A 15,432-nucleotide genomic window follows, 5' to 3' on the forward strand; every position below is an offset into this window, starting at 1 on the left:
TCTTGAACAACGCCGACGACCGTCGCATGCCGGGGGTCGCAAGCGTCCACAACCGAATACCGCTCATCCAGAGGGGCAGAGGGAAACGGCCCGATGAAGCCCCGGCAACCCTCCAGCCGGCACTCGTCTTCGTGGCGAGGCTCCCGGCTAGGGAAGGTGCCAAATCCGTCTCACGGCGAAGTGCGTCGTGAGAAAGATGAGGAGAAAGGGCCTCGCCTCACATGGCTGCGCAGACAGTTGCAGACTCCAGCACCTCCGCCCCCGCCTCGACGTCCGCCGTCGACCTCGGTCCCGCCGCGGCCCTGAGCTGTCGCGAGTGCGGTCACCGCGTCCCGCTCGGCCCCCTCTTCGCCTGCGAGGAGTGTTTCGGCCCGCTGGAGATCGCGTACGACTTCTCCGCCTACGACACCGAGGAACTCCGCGCACGCATCGAGGCCGGCCCCGCGAACATCTGGCGGTACGCCCCGCTGCTGCCCGTCCCCGCCGACGTGGCCGACAAGCCGAACATCAACCCCGGCTGGACCAAGCTCGTCAAGGCCGACAACCTCGCCGCGGAGCTCGGCGTCACCGGCGGTCTGTACGTCAAGGACGACTCCGGCAACCCGACGCACTCCTTCAAGGACCGCGTCGTCGCCCAGGCCCTGGAGGCCGCGCGCGCCTTCGGCTTCACCACCCTGTCCTGCTCCTCCACCGGCAACCTCGCCGGCGCGGTCGGCGCCGCCGCCGCGCGGGCCGGCTTCCGCTCCTGCGTGTTCATCCCGCACGACCTGGAGCAGGGCAAGGTCGTCATGGCCGCGATCTACGGCGGCGACCTCGTCGGCATCGAGGGCAACTACGACGACGTGAACCGCTTCTGCTCCGAGCTGATCGGCGACCCGGCCGGCGAGGGCTGGGGCTTCGTCAACGTCAACCTGCGGCCGTACTACGCGGAGGGCTCCAAGACCCTGGCGTACGAGATCTGCGAGCAGCTCGGCTGGCAGCTCCCGGACCAGCTCGTGGTGCCCATCGCGTCCGGCTCCCAGCTCACGAAGATCGACAAGGGTCTCCAGGAACTGATCAAGCTGGGCCTGGTCGAGGACAAGCCGTACAAGATCTTCGGCGCGCAGGCCGAGGGCTGCTCGCCGGTGTCGACCGCGTACAAGGCGGGGCACGACGTCGTACGGCCGCAGAAGCCGAACACGATCGCCAAGTCGCTGGCCATCGGCAACCCGGCCGACGGACCGTACGTCCTCGACATCGCGCGCCGCACCGGCGGGGCCGTGGAGGACGTGACCGACGAGGAAGTCGTCGACGCGATCAAGCTGCTGGCCCGCACGGAGGGCATCTTCGCGGAGACGGCGGGCGGCGTGACCGTCGGCGTCACCCGCAAGCTGCTCAAGGAGGGCCTGCTGGACCCGACGAAGACCACGGTCGTCCTCAACACGGGCGACGGCCTCAAGACCCTGGACGCGGTGGCCGGGACCGGCCTCACCGCCACCATCCGCCCGAACCTGGACTCCTTCCGAGAGGCTGGCCTCGCATGAGCGTGACCGTTCGCATCCCCACCATTCTGCGTACCTACACCGGCGGGCAGGCCGAGGTCGCCGCCGAGGGCGCGACGCTGTCCGAGGTCATCGAGGACCTGGAGAAGCACCACACCGGGATCGCCGCCCGCGTGCTGGACGACCAGGGCAAGCTGCGCCGGTTCGTCAACGTGTACGTCAACGACGACGACGTCCGCTTCGAGCAGGGCCTGCAGACGGCCACCCCCGACGGCGCCGGCGTCTCCATCATTCCGGCCGTCGCCGGCGGCTGACCGAATGACCGAACATTACCTTCGGTAATGCCGGTCACTCATTGTTCATCCCCGCGGCGGCAGCCGCTAATGGGTGCAGTGCCCTCTCCGTGAGAGAAACGGAGGGGGCAATTCTGTGTGATTGAGCGCGGTAGAGTTGGGGAACGCGCTCCCGGACCGAGGGTCGGGAGCCTTGGAGTGGTGCCGCGGACCCGGCAAGAAATGGCCAAACTGTGTGGCCCTTTTGCGGCATTCACCCCCTTTGTTCGGCCCGACTTGCCCTGAATTCGGGCGAATTCTCACCACATTCCGGATCGGGCTCGTCCAGAATTCTCGTCCGATTGACCTGTTGCAGACGGCAGTTGGACAGATACATTCAGCCGCGGTCGACGCGTTCCGGCGCACGCCCCCGAACACTGGTGGGCGAGGTCTGACCCGGGTCCGCGAAGTGCGGATCTGTGCAAGGGCCAGTAATAGGGGAGTTAGGCATGGCTCAGGGCACCGTCAAATGGTTCAACGCGGAGAAGGGGTACGGCTTCATCGCGGTCGACGGTGGTGCGGACGTCTTCGTCCACTACAGCGCCATTCAGATGGACGGCTACCGCAGCCTTGAAGAGGGCCAGCGGGTCGAGTTCGAGATCTCGCAGGGCCAGAAGGGCCCGCAGGCCGACATGGTTCGCGTCACCGCCTGAAACGTAGCTGCACGAAGGGCCCGCACCTCCCGAGGTACGGGCCCTTCGGCATGCCCGGACCGGGGGCGTGCGCTCACCGTGCGGGGGAGGCGCACGAACCGTTTCGCCGACGGCGGAGGGCACGGCCGACCCCCGAGAGGCGCTTGCGCCCACCCGTCACCCGACCACCACCCCTCAACGAGCCCGCTTCGCGGGCGCACCTTGCACTCGACGGTGCCGAGTGCTAATCATTGGCGTTAGCACTCTGAAGGTGAGAGTGACAACGAAGGACCGGGTCGGTGAGGCCCGCAAGCCGGGTGGGGCAAGGAACCACGAGGCAGGCAGGCCGTCCGTCGCGGGCGCGGGCGCGGTCCGAAGAATCACCCCCAGTCCTGGAGGGACCACTTCACATGGCCAAGATCATCGCGTTCGACGAGGAGGCGCGGCGCGGCCTTGAGCGCGGTATGAACCAGCTCGCCGACGCCGTCAAGGTCACCCTCGGCCCCAAGGGCCGCAACGTCGTCCTTGAGAAGAAGTGGGGCGCCCCCACGATCACCAACGATGGTGTGTCCATCGCCAAGGAGATCGAGCTGGAGGACCCGTACGAGAAGATCGGCGCCGAGCTCGTCAAGGAAGTCGCCAAGAAGACGGACGACGTCGCCGGTGACGGTACGACGACCGCGACGGTGCTCGCCCAGGCCCTGGTCAAGGAGGGTCTGCGCAACGTAGCCGCCGGCGCCAACCCGATGGCCCTCAAGCGGGGCATCGAGAAGGCCGTCGAGGCCGTCTCCGCCGCCCTGCTGGAGCAGGCGAAGGACGTCGAGACCAAGGAGCAGATCGCCTCCACCGCGTCCATCTCCGCCGCCGACACCCAGATCGGCGAGCTGATCGCCGAGGCGATGGACAAGGTCGGCAAGGAAGGCGTCATCACCGTCGAGGAGAGCAACACCTTCGGTCTGGAGCTTGAGCTCACCGAGGGCATGCGCTTCGACAAGGGCTACATCTCCGCCTACTTCGCGACCGACATGGAGCGTATGGAGGCCTCGCTGGAGGACCCCTACATCCTCATCGCGAACTCCAAGATCGGCTCCGTCAAGGACCTGCTCCCGCTCCTGGAGAAGGTCATGCAGTCGGGCAAGCCGCTGCTGATCATCGCCGAGGACGTCGAGGGCGAGGCCCTGTCGACCCTGGTCGTCAACAAGATCCGCGGCACCTTCAAGTCCGTCGCCGTCAAGGCCCCGGGCTTCGGCGACCGCCGCAAGGCCATGCTCGGCGACATCGCCATCCTCACGGGCGGCGAGGTCATCTCCGAGGAGGTCGGCCTCAAGCTGGAGAACGCGACCCTGGACCTCCTGGGCCGCGCCCGCAAGGTCGTCATCACCAAGGACGAGACCACCATCGTCGACGGTGCCGGTTCCTCGGACCAGGTCAACGGCCGCGTGAACCAGATCCGCGCCGAGATCGAGAACAGCGACTCGGACTACGACCGCGAGAAGCTGCAGGAGCGCCTGGCGAAGCTCGCCGGCGGTGTCGCGGTCATCAAGGCCGGCGCCGCCACCGAGGTGGAGCTCAAGGAGCGCAAGCACCGCATCGAGGACGCCGTCCGCAACGCGAAGGCCGCCGTCGAGGAGGGCATCGTCGCCGGTGGTGGCGTGGCCCTGCTGCAGGCTTCCCAGGTCTTCGAGAAGCTGGAGCTCGACGGTGACGAGGCGACCGGCGCTCAGGCCGTGAAGCTCGCGCTGGAGGCCCCGCTGAAGCAGATCGCCGTCAACGCCGGCCTTGAGGGCGGCGTCGTGGTGGAGAAGGTCCGCAACCTCACCCCGGGTCACGGCCTCAACGCCGCGACCGGTGAGTACGTCGACCTGGTCGCCGAGGGCATCATCGACCCGGCGAAGGTGACGCGTTCCGCTCTGCAGAACGCCGCGTCCATCGCCGCGCTGTTCCTCACCACCGAGGCCGTCATCGCCGACAAGCCGGAGAAGGCCGCGGCGCCGGCCGGCGGCGGCATGCCGGGCGGTGACATGGACTTCTGATCGACCTCGGGGCTCCGGCTCCGGTTGATCAACGTCCTTGCCGAGGGCGGCACCCTTTGTTGCGAGAAATTCGCGACAAGGGGTGCCGCCCTCGGGCGTTGTCGGCGGCTGCGGGTGCGTGGGGGCTTGTCGCGCAGTTCCCCGCGCCCCTGAGGTAGGTGCAGTGGACGCCCCTTCAGGGGCGCGGGGAACTGCGCGAGCAACCACGAAGCACCCGCAGTCACCGGCGAAACAGAACCCCCTCCTCGGGAATGTGCCGTACGGCATAGGAGGTTGCTTAAGGAGCTGCAACAATGCGTGCGCACATACCATGCGGTATAAGCAGCCCCGTTCCCAAGGAGCCCTCCCCGTGACCGTCACCCCCATCGCCTCCCGAGCGGCAGCGATCCTCTCCCGCCCGATCACCCTCGGCGGCCTCACCGTCCCCAACCGGATCGTGATGGCCCCGATGACCCGCATGTTCTCCCCGGGCGGCGTCCCCGGTGAGGACGTCGTGTCGTACTACGCCCGCCGCGCCGCCGCCGGGGTCGGCCTGATCGTCACCGAGGGCACGTACGTCGGGCACGACTCGGCGGGCCAGAGCAGCCGCGTCCCGCGGTTCCACGGGGAGGACCAGCTGGCGGGCTGGGCGAAGGTCGCCGAGGCGGTGCACGCGGGGGGCGGCACGATCGTCCCGCAGCTGTGGCACATCGGCATGGTCCGCAAGGAGGGCCAGCCGCCCTTCGCCGAGGCACCCGCCGTCGGCCCGTCCGGGCTGCGCATCGGTGAGGACGAGGCCACCGGCAAGGCGATGACCCAGGCCGACCTGGACGCCGTCATCGGCGCGTTCGCCGAGGCCGCGGCCGCCGCCGAGCGCATCGGCTTCGACGGCGTCGAGCTGCACGGCGCCCACGGCTACCTGCTCGACCAGTTCCTGTGGGCCGGCACCAACCGCCGTACCGACGCCTACGGCGGCGACCCCGTGGCCCGTACCCGGTTCGCCGCGGAGATCGTCGCGGCCGTCCGCGAGGCCGTCTCCCCCGACTTCCCGGTCCTCTTCCGCTACTCGCAGTGGAAGCAGGAGGCCTACGACGCCCGTCTCGCCGAGACCCCCGAGGAGCTGGAGGCCATCCTGACCCCGCTCGCGGCGGCCGGCGTCGACGCCTTCCACGCCTCCACCCGCCGCTACTGGCTCCCCGAGTTCGACGACTCCGACCTCAACCTGGCCGGCTGGACGAAGAAGATCACCGGCAAGCCCACCATCACCGTCGGCTCGGTCGGTCTCAACGGCGACTTCATCAAGGCGTTCCAGGGGCAGGGCGCCGAGCTGGGCAGCCTGGACAATCTGCTGGACCGCCTGGAGCGCGACGAGTTCGACATGGTCGCCGTCGGCCGCGCCCTGCTCCAGGACCCGGAGTGGGCGGCGAAGGTCCTCGCGGACCGCTTCGACGAGCTGAAGCCGTACGACGCGGCGGCGCTGCAGACGCTGAGCTGAGGCGGGGCGGGGACGCCGGTGGGGGCTGTCCGCAGGTCCTACAGATTGCCCATCGGCTGGATGTCGACGTACACGGGCGTCCCCCACACCCGCAGCACCTCGTAGTCGGTGAACTCGTGCACCAGCCGGTACGCCATCGCCGGGCGGGAGCCGCGCCGCTGGGCGGCGAGATACGCCTCCGCCTCGCGCAGGTCGCGGCGCGGGGTGCCGCACAGCTGCCACTCGCGGCCGTTCCACTCCTCCGGCAGCCAGCGCTGCTGCGGCTGGGGCCGGTCGGCGCGGACGCCGTACCGGGACGGCACGGGTGCAGGGGCCTCGACGGCGGGCGCCCTGCCCCCGTGCTCCGCCCGCCGGGCGGCCCGGCGCCGGGTCTCGCACAGGAGGCAGCGGTCCACGGCGTCCTCGTCCACCGGCCCGTTCGGGTGCTCGGGGCACCGGGTGGCGGGCTTGTCCGCCTCGACGGCCTCGTCCAGCCGATCGAGGGCGCGCCGCAGATCGGCCTTGATCTCGTGCAGCCGGGAGTCCGGGGTGTCACCGGAGAGCTGCTCCCCGTGCTCCCCGAGGACACGGAGGGCCCGTCCGAGGGCGGTGAGCTGGGCGTGGTTCATGTCAGTCCGCGTACTCCTTGAGTTCCTGGGTGTCCAGGGTGAAGCCCAGCGGCTCGGGCAGATCCACGGGGGTACTCCAAGGGTAGGAGGGAGCCTGCTGGTACCGGCCGTCCTTCGGCTCGCTGAACACCGTGACCCTGCGGTTGTCGCGGTCGATGAGGAGGTAGAGGGGGATACCGGCCGTCGCATAGCCGACGGGCTTTTCCACGCGGTCACGCTTGTCCGTGTCCCGGTCGTGGGAGGTGATCTCCACAGCCATCAGGATGCCGTCGGTAGCCGACCACTCGCCGTGCCCGGTGAAATGTCCCTTGCGCGCGACGGCTCCGTCCGTGCGGGCTCGGCCCTTGCAGTAGGCCTCCGCCTTGACCCCGGACTCCGGGTAGACGCGCAGATCGGGCCGGTGCTGCATGCACTGCTCCTGGAGCCAGATGAGGATCTCCCGATGGTTGCCGTCCGGCACTGCCTTGACCTCGACTTTTCCGTTGATGTACTCCAGCCGCACGGTTTCCGGGGCGCTGGCCTCCAGCTCCTCGAACTCGTCGACGTCGAGCGGCCCGTGCCGGATGTACAGCCGACCGCCGAGGAACTCCAGCCGGTTGCGCAGCTCGCTCGGAGCCCTGCGGACGAGTTCTTCGAAGTCCTCGACGGACATCTGGGGGCGATCAGCGGTGTCATGGGTCATGGCGTTGCCTCCTTGCTCCCATGCTGCCCCGGTGTGGTGATGCCGGACCGTAGAAGCGGTCATCCGAGTCGCCCTTCTCGTCGTCGTTCCAAAATCACAGCACGCATGCCGGAGGCATAGTCACGGATGGCGGAGGGTGAAGGGGGCGCACTGGAGTGCGGCCGGTCGGCCGGGCGCGCGCCCCGGCAGCCCCGGCACAGCCCGCCCGGCAGCGCCTCCGGCCGTCCCGGCACACCGCACTCCGCGCACTCCAGGAGCCGGCGGGGAGGGGACTGCCGGGGAGGTTCGGGTGCCGCCGGTGCGGGCGGCAGCTTGTCGGTCAGCCGTCTGCGGACCAGCGCGGCCGGATGGTGGACGGGGCTGGGCAGCCCGGCGGTCAAGGCCCGTAGTACGTCCTCGTCCCGGGCGCCCCTCGCGAACCACTCCGCGACCAGCGGGGCGAGGGCCGCGCAGTCGGCTCCGGACAGGGACAGCACGGGGGCGGTGCGGCCGAGGGCGGCGAGGAGGACGTGGGCGCGCGAGCGGGTCGGCCGAGGGGACGAGAGGCTCTCGGCAGGTGCGTCTCCTCGTACGAACCCGGCCCACCAGTCATCGTCGCGCGCGTCGCGGGAGAACCACGATCGGGTGATCCAGCGGACGACGTCCGTGCCGGGCAGGCGTTCGCGTCCGCGCCGCAGATGCCCTTCCCGCTGCAACCGCCGTAGCGCGGTGCCGAGGGCGCACTGCCCGTACGGCAGCACCTTGGCCAGCGTCTTCACGGAGATGTCTGCGCCCTCGGGCAACCGGTCGAGGTAGGCGGCGATGGCGGCTTCGCGGGGCGGGAGGTGGGCGAAGTCGTCGTTCCGGCGAGTCGGTTGCCCCGGCACGGAACGCTTGCCGTAACCCGGCTTGGCGAGGGGGTGCGCGGAGGCGGGGGCAGCACTAAAATCGGCGTCAGCCATGGGATCGAAATCTTCCTTCGATCTTGTAGGTCAGGCCCTCGCACAGGTGTTGGCGCACCGGCGGGGGCCATTTACGTCTGACGGCACGTTAGAGCCCGGTGACTCTTCGTGGCAAGTCGAACGCGTCAAGTCAACACGCGGGGTGGGAGGGTGGGTTGAGACCCACCACCCACTCCACAGAAAGAGGTCTCGGACCTCGAAGCACGGAACTTGAGCTTCGGGCAGGGTTGCCGTCGGTGGTGGACTGGGACCGTGACGACGACTCTCCCGGACCGCCTCCTGAACGCCCTCAGCCGGTTCAACGCGGACCATCCGTGGGACCACAACGCGCACTATCACCCCTGGCTGCTACGGCAGTTGCCCCGCCGCTTCGGCCCGGCGCTGGACGTGGGGTGTGGGGGCGGTGACCTGGTCCGGGCGCTGGCTGGGCGGGCCGAGGAGGTGCACGGGATCGATGCGGACGCCGAAATCCTCGGGCGGGCCAGGGAGTTGACGTCCGACTCGGCCCCCGTCACCTACACGCCGGCCGACGCGGGCCGGGGGCTGCCCGTCGGACCGTACGACGTCATCACCTGTGTCGCCGTACTCCACCACCTCCCCTTCGCCGGCACCCTCGCCCGGTTCCGGGAGGAATTGGCTCCCGGTGGCACGGTGGTGGTCGTCGGCTGTGCCCGGGCCGAGAGTCCCCTCGATCATGTCCTGGGGCTCGTCGCCATACCGCTCAACGCGGCGACGGGGTGGCTGAAGAACCGGGGGCGGGCCGGGGCGCGGCCGGTCTCCATGACCGCTCGCGTGCGTGAGCCCGGAATGGGCTTCGCCGAGATCGCCGCCGAGGCCCGTCGGGTGCTGCCCGGTGTCCGGCTTCGGCGGCGGCTCTTCTGGCGCTACACGCTGGTGTGGCGGGCGCCGGAGCGGGCGCAGGTCAGCCCGCGCTGTTGATCAGGCTTCCGCTGCCGCAGGTGGGGGTGGGGGTGTCGGTCAGGGGGATCGGGGTGACGGCCTTGGCCACCGGCATCACGACCAGCTTGCCGACGCAGCGGCCGGTGTCCGTGGCGGTGGTGGTCCAGTGGGCGTCGTCGGCGTGGGCCGGGGCGGCCAGGGCGGCGGCGGAGACGGTGAGGGCGGCGGTGGCCAGCAGCTTCTTCATCATGCCTGGCGAACGACAGCCCCGGGCGTCCGTCACGCCCGTGTTCCTGGTGAGGGGTCCGTACGCCGGTTGGCCGGTGCTCCCGGGTGGTGTCCGTACGCCGGTTGGCCGGTGCTCCCGGGTGGGGGCGGAGACCGGTTGGCCGGGCCTTGCTCAGCCGGCTGCCCCCGCCCCCGCCAGCGCCGCGCGCAAATGGCCGTCGGACTCCTCCAGGAGGCGGGCGGCCGTCGTCGCGTCCACGTCGGCCAGGATCGCGAGGATCGCGTTCTTCACCTCGCCGCCCGTCTCGGTGAGCGCCTTCTCGATGTCCTCGTCGGAGGCCCCCGTGGCCAGCGAGACGATGCGGTGGGAGCGGGCGCGCAGCTTGTCGTTGGAGGCGCGGACGTCGACCATCAGGTTCCCGTACGTCTTGCCCAGCCGGATCATCGTGATCGTCGACAGCATGTTCAGCACCAGCTTCTGCGCCGTGCCCGACTTCAGCCGGGTGGAGCCGGTGAGCAGTTCGGGGCCGACGACGACCTCGATCCCGTGGTCGGCGGCTGCCGCGAGCGCGCTGCCCTCGTTGCAGGCCAGGCCGACGGTCAGGGCGCCCAGCGCGCGGGCGTGCTCCACGGCGCCGATCGCGTACGGGGTGCGCCCGGAGGCGGAGATGCCGACCACCGTGTCGGCCGGGGCCGTCTTCAGCGCGTCCAGGTCGGCGCGGGCCAGCGCGGGGGAGTCCTCGGCGCCCTCGACCGAGGTGACCATCGCCTCCGCCCCGCCCGCGATCAGTCCGACGACCTGGCCGGGGTCGGCGTTGAACGTGGGCGGGCACTCGGAGGCGTCGAGGACGCCGAGGCGGCCCGCCGTGCCGGCACCGGCGTAGATCAGCCGGCCGCCGCGCGCCATACGCTCGGCGATGGCGTCGATCGCGGCGGCGATGCGCGGCAACTGCGCGGCCACGGCGGCCGGCACGCCCGCGTCCTCACCGTTCATGAGGCGCGCCAGGTCGAGGGTGGGCAACTGGTCGATCCCGGCGAGCTCGGGCCGGAACGCCTCGGTGGTCAGGGATGCCAACTCGGACCGGAGATCATGCGACGTCATGGGGGGTGGCTCTTCCTGGGTCCTGCCGGATCCTGCCGGATCCTGCTGCGCGTACGGACGTACTACCTGCTCTGTCTGATGGCAGTGACGGGATACCGGTCACCGGCCGTCCGCTATCTGCTTCCGCTGCTGCGGTGCCGGTGGGCCAGTGCCTCGTAGGACGCCGCCAGGGCGGGCGCCGCGCTCTCGTACGTCCGCTGCGCCACCCCCACGAACAGGCAGTCCACCACCAGGAGTTGGCTGGTCCGGGAGGACATCGCGGCCGGTCGCAGCTCGGTCTCCCGGGAGGTGGACGTGGTCAGCACGTGGTCGGCGTACTGCGTGACGGGCGAGTCGGGCCGGCCGGTGATGGCGATGGTCGTCGCGCCGTGCTCGAAGGCGACCCGCAGCGGTTCGATCACGTCACCCGTCGACCCGGAGTGGGTGATCGCGATCGCCACGTCACCCGAGCGCAACTGCACCGCGTTGGTGACGGCGAGGTGCGGATCGCTGTGCGCGTGGGCTATGAGCCCTATCCGCAGCAGCTTCTGGGTGAGGTCCTGGGCGACCAGCCCGGACGCCCCGATGCCGTACACGTCCGTCCGCCGCGCCCCGGCCAGCGCGGTGACGGCCGCGCCGAGCTGGCCGGTGTCGAGGTTGGCGGCGGTGTCGGCGAGGGTCTGCTGCTCCTCGTAGGCGAGCTTGGCGACGACGTCGGCGATGGGATCGTCCACCGCGATGTCCGTCGTGATCGCGGGCGCCCGCCCGGACTGCTGCTGCGCGGCCAGGCCGGCGAGGGCGAGGCGCAGGTCGCGGTAGCCGGGGTAGCCGAGGATCCGCGCGGTGCGGACGACCGTGGCCTCGCTCGTGCCGGTGAGCTCCGCGAGTCCGGTGACGGTGAGAGCGGCGCAGCCGGCCGGATCGCCCGCGACGGCCTCGGCGACGCGCTGCATGGACCGGGTCATGGAGGGAGCGAGGGTGCGCACCTTGGCACCGAGGGCGGTTCCGAAAATTTCCTTCACGTCCTGGGTCACACGTGAAAGATATTTTCGGTTCGGTGTCGCGGTCAAGAGTGCGCACAATGGGGGCATGGACCCCATCAGCCCCCTTGAGCAGGCGCTGCACGCCGCGCGCGCCCTGGTGCTCGCCGATCTGGTCGCCGGCGAGGTCGCGGAGGCCGACGTGGTCTCGCTCGTCGAGGAGTCCGTCACGCACCGGCGCTGGTGGGTGGAGCAGTGGCCGGAGGGCGCCGCCTTCGTGGCGGGGCTGGTCGCGCAGGACGTCCAGGACGCGCTGCTGGAGCGGCGCGGCCGCTGGCCGCTGTGCCCGGTGTGCCCCACGGACCCACACGCGTTGGACGTGGAGCCGGAACTGGGCCCCGACCCGCACTGGGTGTGCGGCAAGGCGGGCGTGAAGGTCGCCGCGGTGGGCTCGCTGGGCCGGGCCACCGGCGCGACTCCGTCCTCGTGAGGCCCTGATGACGATATACGTCGACCCGCCCGCCTGGCCGGGCCACGGGCGCATGTGGTCGCACCTGGTGAGCGACGCGTCGTACGACGAACTGCACCTGTTCGCCGAGGCGTTGAGCGTGCCCCGCCGGGCGTTCGAGCGCGACCACTACGACCTCCCCGCGCACCGGTACGCGGACGCGGTGGCCGCCGGCGCGGTGGAGGTCAGCAGCCGCGAGGTGGTACGGCTGCTGTGGGGGGCGGGGCTGCGGCGCCGTAAGGGGTCCGGTTCCGGGACGACCGGCTCCCCCTGAGCCGGGGCGCGTCGGCCGCCGTCCGGTGGTGCCTCAGTGCCCGGCGGGGACCGGGCTGTGCACGGTGCACGTCCGGCTCTTGCCGTCCGGCTGGGTGCCGCAGGCCCAGGACGTCTGGTGCCCGCTGAGTTCGGCCATCGGGGAGTAGACGTCGTTGCCCCAGTGCACGGGGCTCGCCTCGCTGACACCGCTGGAGTTGTTCACATCGACGACGGCCTTGGGCTTGGTGTAGGTGATCCGCCCCCAGGTGGCGCCGCACTCCCTGCTGTACCGGAGTTCGATCACCATCTTGCCGTTGCGGATCAGGGCGAGCGTCTGACCGTCCCGGGAGCACCCCATGGTCATCGGGTCCTTGCCCGTGCAGCCGGCGTGCGTGCAGCCGACCGGGTCGGTGTGCGCGGAAGCGGGGCTCCCGGTGGCCAGGTTCGCGGCGGTGGCCCTGCCCTTGTCCGGGTCGTTCGAGGAGTAGTGCGCGATCGCGACACCGGTGGCCGTCAGGACGGCGCAGGACGCGACCGCCGCCGCGATCAGGGGCGGCGAGGACCATCGACGTCCCGTCCGGGGCGCGGGCCGCGGGCCGGCGCCGGGTACGCCGTCGGGGCGGGCACCGGGGTCGGCACCGGGCTCGCCGTCGGGGCCGGTTTCGGGCCCGCCCTCGGGTCCGGTGGCGGGTGAGTCCAGGGGGACGGTGACGGGTGTGGCGGCGGGGCCGGCATCGGGCGTGGCGGCGGGCGTTGTGTCGCCGGGCCGCTCCGTGTTCCGCTCGTCCGGCTCGTTGCCGCCCGTGCCCCGCGCCCGGTCGGCCCGGTCCCACAGGTCCAGCAGGGGCCCGGCGTCCGCGCGCGCGGCGCGGGCGAAGCTCTCCACGGCGTCACGGGGCGGGAACTGCTTGCCGTTGATCCAGCGTTCCCAGGAGGACTTTGAGTAGTGGGTGAGTGCGCTGATCCGGGCGTAGCTGAGCCCGGACCGCTGCTTCAGCGTGCCCAGTTCCGTGTGCAGCCCGGCACCGTCGCCAGGCTCAGGTCTGGATGCGGGGAGGTTTCTGTCGCTCAACGTCAGCCCGTTCGCTGATGGACCACCGGCCCGAGCCGAGGGCGCAGCGACGGACCGGCACGCGGCCGGCTCGCTTGGTGGTTCCCCCCGTCTCAGGCCCGGTGCTCCGGTCCTGAAATTCGAACGGAAGCATACCGCCGCCGCGGCAGCGCGCCGTGACGGCACGCTGCCGCGGCGGCGGCGTTCGAAGGGAGCAGTCCGTTGTCAGCAGATCCAGTTGGCCCTGGTGTCCCAGTCGCTCCAGACGTCCAGCTGCCGCCACGTCTTGGGGCCGACGATGCCGTCCTTGTCGAGGCCGGCGCAGCCCTGGAACTTGACGACCATGCTGCGGGTCTGCTTGCCGAAGATGCCGTCCTCGGCGAGGTTCGCGTTCCTCACGCTGCGGTTCAGCGCGCACTGCACGGCCTTGACCGCGTCACCGGTGTCGCCGTAGCTCACCTGGGGCTCACTGAGGGTGTAGCTGCTGCAGTAGTTGCCCCAGGAGAGCGCGGAGGCGCTGGTCGCGCCGCCGATCCCGGCGCCGAGGCCGGTGACCAGCAGGAGCCCCGCGGCGGCGGCCGCGAACTTGATACGCATGGATGTGTTCCTTCGGTGGGTCAGGCGCCGGCGGGGGAGACGATCGCGTAGGCGCCGCGCGCGGCCGGGTTGAAGTGGTGGCGGATCACCTGGTCGCTGGAGTTGCCCTCGATGGTGTCGACGGTGCCGTCCGAGTTGGCCTTCTCGATGATGCCGACGTGCACGCTGGTGCTGGTGCTCTGCGGGCCGCTGCCGAAGACGATGGCGTCGCCGGGCTGCGGGTTGCTCAGGCCGCTGTGCAGCGTGCCGTGGTTGCGCCCGTAGTAGTAGAAGTCACCGCTGAACGCCGTGCTGAAGTTGATGCCGGCCTGCCGCCAGGTCCAGCTGGCGAACAGGGCGCACCAGGCCTCGCACGGGCCGTACGGGTTGCAGTTGTTGCCCCACTCGTGGACGCCGAGCTGCGAGCGGGCGGCCTGCACGATCTTGTCGCGGACGCTGCCGGACAGCGGGGGGACGCTGGGCGTGCCACCGCTCTCCCCGCCCGAGCCGCTGCTGCCGCCCAGTTCGCGGGCGATGCCCATGGACGCCATGGTGAGCGGGCCGGCGATGCCGTCGGCGTCGAGGCCGTGTGCGCTCTGGTAGGTCTTCACCGCGCTGGTGGTGGCGGGGCCGTAGTCGCCGTCGGCCGGGGTGCCGGCCTTGCTCTGCACCTGCTTCACCTTCGTGGTGAGCGCGGCGTTGGTCTGCGGGCCGGCGATGCCGTCGACCTCCAGGCCGTTGTCGCTCTGGAAGGAGAGCACCGCGTCCTTGGTGGCGGGACCGTAGACGCCGTCCACGCCGCCCGCGCCCAGGTAACCGAGGCCGACCAGGTTGCGCTGGAGCAGCTTGGTGTCGCTGCTCGCGCCGCTGCCGCTGGAGGTGATGCGGTCGATGTTCATCGCGCCCATGGTCAGCGGGCCGGCGATGCCGTCGGCGTCGAGGCCGTGTGCGCTCTGGTAGGCCTTCACCGCGCTGAGGGTGCCGGAGCCGTAGTCGCCGTCGGCCGAGGTGCCGGCCTTGCTCTGCACCTGCTTCACCTTCGCGGTGAGCGCGCTCATGGTGGCGGGACCGGCGTCGCCGTCCACGGCGAGGCCGTTGTCGCTCTGGAAGTGGCGCACCGACGCGGTGGTCTGGCTGCCGTAGACGCCGTCGACACCGCTGAGCGGGGCGTAGCTGAGGCCGGCCAGGTCGCGCTGGAGCAGGCGCACGTCGGTCGCCGCGTGGGCCTGCGACGCGGCCGGTCCGAGCAGCAGGCCGACCAGCACCGCCGCGAGGGCGAGCGCCAGCGAGGTGGCGTAGGAGCCGCCCGCACGTCTGGGCGTGCGGAGGGTCGTTGTGGACACGTGAATTCTCTCCCTGATGTCCCGGAGCATGCCCGGGGAGGGACGGATGGAGTGGTGTGGGGGGAGGTGGGTGCCGGCCGGCGACGACCATCCTTGGCCACGGCATCACCGTCCCGCCAGCGCGAACGGCAGGGTTGGGATCCCTTGGGACGTCCCGCGCCGCTGACCTGCGGCTGGACCGAACGGTGGGACGGCGCTGGGGACATGGGGGCCGGCGGCCGGCCGGTGAGCGTCCCTCGTTCACCGGGAGCTGTCAGGGAAACAGCAGGTCAGAGCCGTGGGACGGTGACCGGTCGGTCGTGGGACGGTGCTCGGTCCGTCGTGGGA

General features: G+C 70.9%; 17 protein-coding genes and 1 riboswitch. Of the genes, 8 read left to right on the plus strand and 9 right to left on the minus strand.

Going from position 1 to position 15,432, the window contains the following annotated elements:
* Positions 1–60 precede the first annotated feature (60 nt).
* A riboswitch (SAM riboswitch) is annotated at positions 61–203 on the plus strand.
* An 18-nt stretch (positions 204–221) separates the two neighbouring features.
* The 5 genes from thrC (at position 222) to DBP14_RS19235 (ending at position 5,952) form a co-directional block, all read left to right on the plus strand.
* Positions 222–1,523 (plus strand): threonine synthase, encoded by a 1,302-nt coding sequence (thrC, locus tag DBP14_RS19215; protein ID WP_129308392.1) that lies wholly within the window; start codon positions 222–224, stop codon positions 1,521–1,523.
* Complete coding sequence (locus tag DBP14_RS19220) at positions 1,520–1,795, plus strand: MoaD/ThiS family protein (protein WP_129308393.1); 276 nt, start codon at positions 1,520–1,522, stop codon at positions 1,793–1,795. The genes thrC and DBP14_RS19220 overlap by 4 nt, the downstream gene beginning before the upstream one ends.
* Positions 1,796–2,262: 467 nt before the next feature.
* Positions 2,263–2,466 carry a cold-shock protein gene (locus DBP14_RS19225; RefSeq protein WP_009189266.1) on the plus strand — a complete coding sequence of 68 codons (204 nt, stop codon included), beginning with the start codon at positions 2,263–2,265 and terminating at the stop codon, positions 2,464–2,466.
* A gap of 389 nt (positions 2,467–2,855) precedes the next feature.
* A complete protein-coding gene (groL, locus tag DBP14_RS19230) occupies positions 2,856–4,478 on the plus strand; it encodes a chaperonin GroEL (RefSeq protein ID WP_129308394.1) in 1,623 nt (540 codons plus the stop codon).
* Between the two features lie 310 nt (positions 4,479–4,788).
* Positions 4,789–5,952, plus strand: coding sequence for an NADH:flavin oxidoreductase (locus DBP14_RS19235; RefSeq protein WP_164992359.1), 1,164 nt, complete (start codon positions 4,789–4,791; stop codon positions 5,950–5,952).
* A 38-nt stretch (positions 5,953–5,990) separates the two neighbouring features.
* On the opposite strand, the gene DBP14_RS19240 is transcribed toward DBP14_RS19235, so the two are convergent.
* Genes DBP14_RS19240 through DBP14_RS19250 form a run of 3 tightly spaced genes read right to left on the minus strand, consistent with a single transcriptional unit; the run spans position 5,991 to position 8,183 of the window.
* The gene (locus DBP14_RS19240) at positions 5,991–6,560 is read right to left on the minus strand and encodes a hypothetical protein (RefSeq protein ID WP_129308396.1); all 570 of its coding nucleotides are present in this window, start codon (positions 6,558–6,560) and stop codon (positions 5,991–5,993) included.
* Between the two features lies 1 nt (position 6,561).
* Positions 6,562–7,242 carry a Uma2 family endonuclease gene (locus DBP14_RS19245; protein ID WP_241740973.1) on the minus strand — a complete coding sequence of 227 codons (681 nt, stop codon included), beginning with the start codon at positions 7,240–7,242 and terminating at the stop codon, positions 6,562–6,564.
* 59 nt (positions 7,243–7,301) lie between these two features.
* Positions 7,302–8,183 (minus strand): hypothetical protein, encoded by an 882-nt coding sequence (locus DBP14_RS19250; RefSeq protein ID WP_129308397.1) that lies wholly within the window; start codon positions 8,181–8,183, stop codon positions 7,302–7,304.
* A gap of 252 nt (positions 8,184–8,435) precedes the next feature.
* Here DBP14_RS19250 and DBP14_RS19255 point away from each other — a divergent pair, with 252 nt between their 5' ends.
* On the plus strand, positions 8,436–9,122 hold the full coding sequence (locus tag DBP14_RS19255; protein ID WP_129308398.1) for a class I SAM-dependent methyltransferase: 687 nt from the start codon (positions 8,436–8,438) through the stop codon (positions 9,120–9,122).
* On the opposite strand, the gene DBP14_RS19260 is transcribed toward DBP14_RS19255, so the two are convergent.
* The 3 genes from DBP14_RS19260 to DBP14_RS19270 all read right to left on the minus strand — a co-directional run bounded on the left by DBP14_RS19260 (position 9,106) and on the right by DBP14_RS19270 (position 11,426).
* Positions 9,106–9,333 carry a hypothetical protein gene (locus DBP14_RS19260; protein ID WP_129308399.1) on the minus strand — a complete coding sequence of 76 codons (228 nt, stop codon included), beginning with the start codon at positions 9,331–9,333 and terminating at the stop codon, positions 9,106–9,108. The genes DBP14_RS19255 and DBP14_RS19260 overlap by 17 nt on opposite strands.
* 150 nt (positions 9,334–9,483) lie before the next feature.
* Positions 9,484–10,413, minus strand: coding sequence for an N-acetylmuramic acid 6-phosphate etherase (gene murQ / locus DBP14_RS19265; protein ID WP_129308400.1), 930 nt, complete (start codon positions 10,411–10,413; stop codon positions 9,484–9,486).
* A 113-nt stretch (positions 10,414–10,526) separates the two neighbouring features.
* Entirely contained in the window at positions 10,527–11,426 is a 900-nt protein-coding gene (locus DBP14_RS19270; RefSeq protein ID WP_129308401.1) for a MurR/RpiR family transcriptional regulator, read from the minus strand.
* A gap of 55 nt (positions 11,427–11,481) precedes the next feature.
* Between DBP14_RS19270 and DBP14_RS19275 the strand changes: the two genes are divergently transcribed.
* The gene (locus DBP14_RS19275; protein WP_129308402.1) at positions 11,482–11,862 is read left to right on the plus strand and encodes a hypothetical protein; all 381 of its coding nucleotides are present in this window, start codon (positions 11,482–11,484) and stop codon (positions 11,860–11,862) included.
* A gap of 7 nt (positions 11,863–11,869) precedes the next feature.
* Complete coding sequence (locus DBP14_RS19280; RefSeq protein ID WP_129308403.1) at positions 11,870–12,154, plus strand: DUF4031 domain-containing protein; 285 nt, start codon at positions 11,870–11,872, stop codon at positions 12,152–12,154.
* 33 nt (positions 12,155–12,187) lie between these two features.
* Here the strand turns inward: DBP14_RS19280 and DBP14_RS37315 are convergent, their stop codons facing one another.
* The 3 genes from DBP14_RS37315 to DBP14_RS19295 all read right to left on the minus strand — a co-directional run bounded on the left by DBP14_RS37315 (position 12,188) and on the right by DBP14_RS19295 (position 15,105).
* Complete coding sequence (locus DBP14_RS37315; RefSeq protein ID WP_164992360.1) at positions 12,188–13,207, minus strand: DUF2690 domain-containing protein; 1,020 nt, start codon at positions 13,205–13,207, stop codon at positions 12,188–12,190.
* Between the two features lie 204 nt (positions 13,208–13,411).
* Entirely contained in the window at positions 13,412–13,783 is a 372-nt protein-coding gene (locus tag DBP14_RS19290) for a peptidoglycan-binding domain-containing protein (protein WP_129308405.1), read from the minus strand.
* 20 nt (positions 13,784–13,803) lie between these two features.
* Entirely contained in the window at positions 13,804–15,105 is a 1,302-nt protein-coding gene (locus DBP14_RS19295; protein ID WP_164992361.1) for a peptidoglycan-binding protein, read from the minus strand.
* Between the last annotated feature and the right edge of the window lie 327 nt (positions 15,106–15,432).

Origin of the sequence: Streptomyces sp. L2, assembly GCF_004124325.1 — a bacterium.
Taxonomy (GTDB): Bacteria; Actinomycetota; Actinomycetes; order Streptomycetales; family Streptomycetaceae; genus Streptomyces.

What these genes read in the sequence shown, in the direction of transcription:
- thrC (WP_129308392.1), top strand. Translation starts at nt 222, where the DNA reads ATGGCTGCGCAGACAGTTGCAGACTCCAGCACCTCCGCCCCCGCCTCG.
- DBP14_RS19220 (WP_129308393.1), top strand. Translation starts at nt 1,520, where the DNA reads ATGAGCGTGACCGTTCGCATCCCCACCATTCTGCGTACCTACACCGGC.
- DBP14_RS19225 (WP_009189266.1), top strand. Translation starts at nt 2,263, where the DNA reads ATGGCTCAGGGCACCGTCAAATGGTTCAACGCGGAGAAGGGGTACGGC.
- groL (WP_129308394.1), top strand. Translation starts at nt 2,856, where the DNA reads ATGGCCAAGATCATCGCGTTCGACGAGGAGGCGCGGCGCGGCCTTGAG.
- DBP14_RS19235 (WP_164992359.1), top strand. Translation starts at nt 4,789, where the DNA reads ATGCGGTATAAGCAGCCCCGTTCCCAAGGAGCCCTCCCCGTGACCGTC.
- DBP14_RS19240 (WP_129308396.1), bottom strand. Translation starts at nt 6,560, where the DNA reads ATGAACCACGCCCAGCTCACCGCCCTCGGACGGGCCCTCCGTGTCCTC.
- DBP14_RS19245 (WP_241740973.1), bottom strand. Translation starts at nt 7,242, where the DNA reads ATGACCCATGACACCGCTGATCGCCCCCAGATGTCCGTCGAGGACTTC.
- DBP14_RS19250 (WP_129308397.1), bottom strand. Translation starts at nt 8,183, where the DNA reads ATGGCTGACGCCGATTTTAGTGCTGCCCCCGCCTCCGCGCACCCCCTC.
- DBP14_RS19260 (WP_129308399.1), bottom strand. Translation starts at nt 9,333, where the DNA reads ATGATGAAGAAGCTGCTGGCCACCGCCGCCCTCACCGTCTCCGCCGCC.
- murQ (WP_129308400.1), bottom strand. Translation starts at nt 10,413, where the DNA reads ATGACGTCGCATGATCTCCGGTCCGAGTTGGCATCCCTGACCACCGAG.
- DBP14_RS19275 (WP_129308402.1), top strand. Translation starts at nt 11,482, where the DNA reads ATGGACCCCATCAGCCCCCTTGAGCAGGCGCTGCACGCCGCGCGCGCC.
- DBP14_RS19280 (WP_129308403.1), top strand. Translation starts at nt 11,870, where the DNA reads ATGACGATATACGTCGACCCGCCCGCCTGGCCGGGCCACGGGCGCATG.
- DBP14_RS19290 (WP_129308405.1), bottom strand. Translation starts at nt 13,783, where the DNA reads ATGCGTATCAAGTTCGCGGCCGCCGCCGCGGGGCTCCTGCTGGTCACC.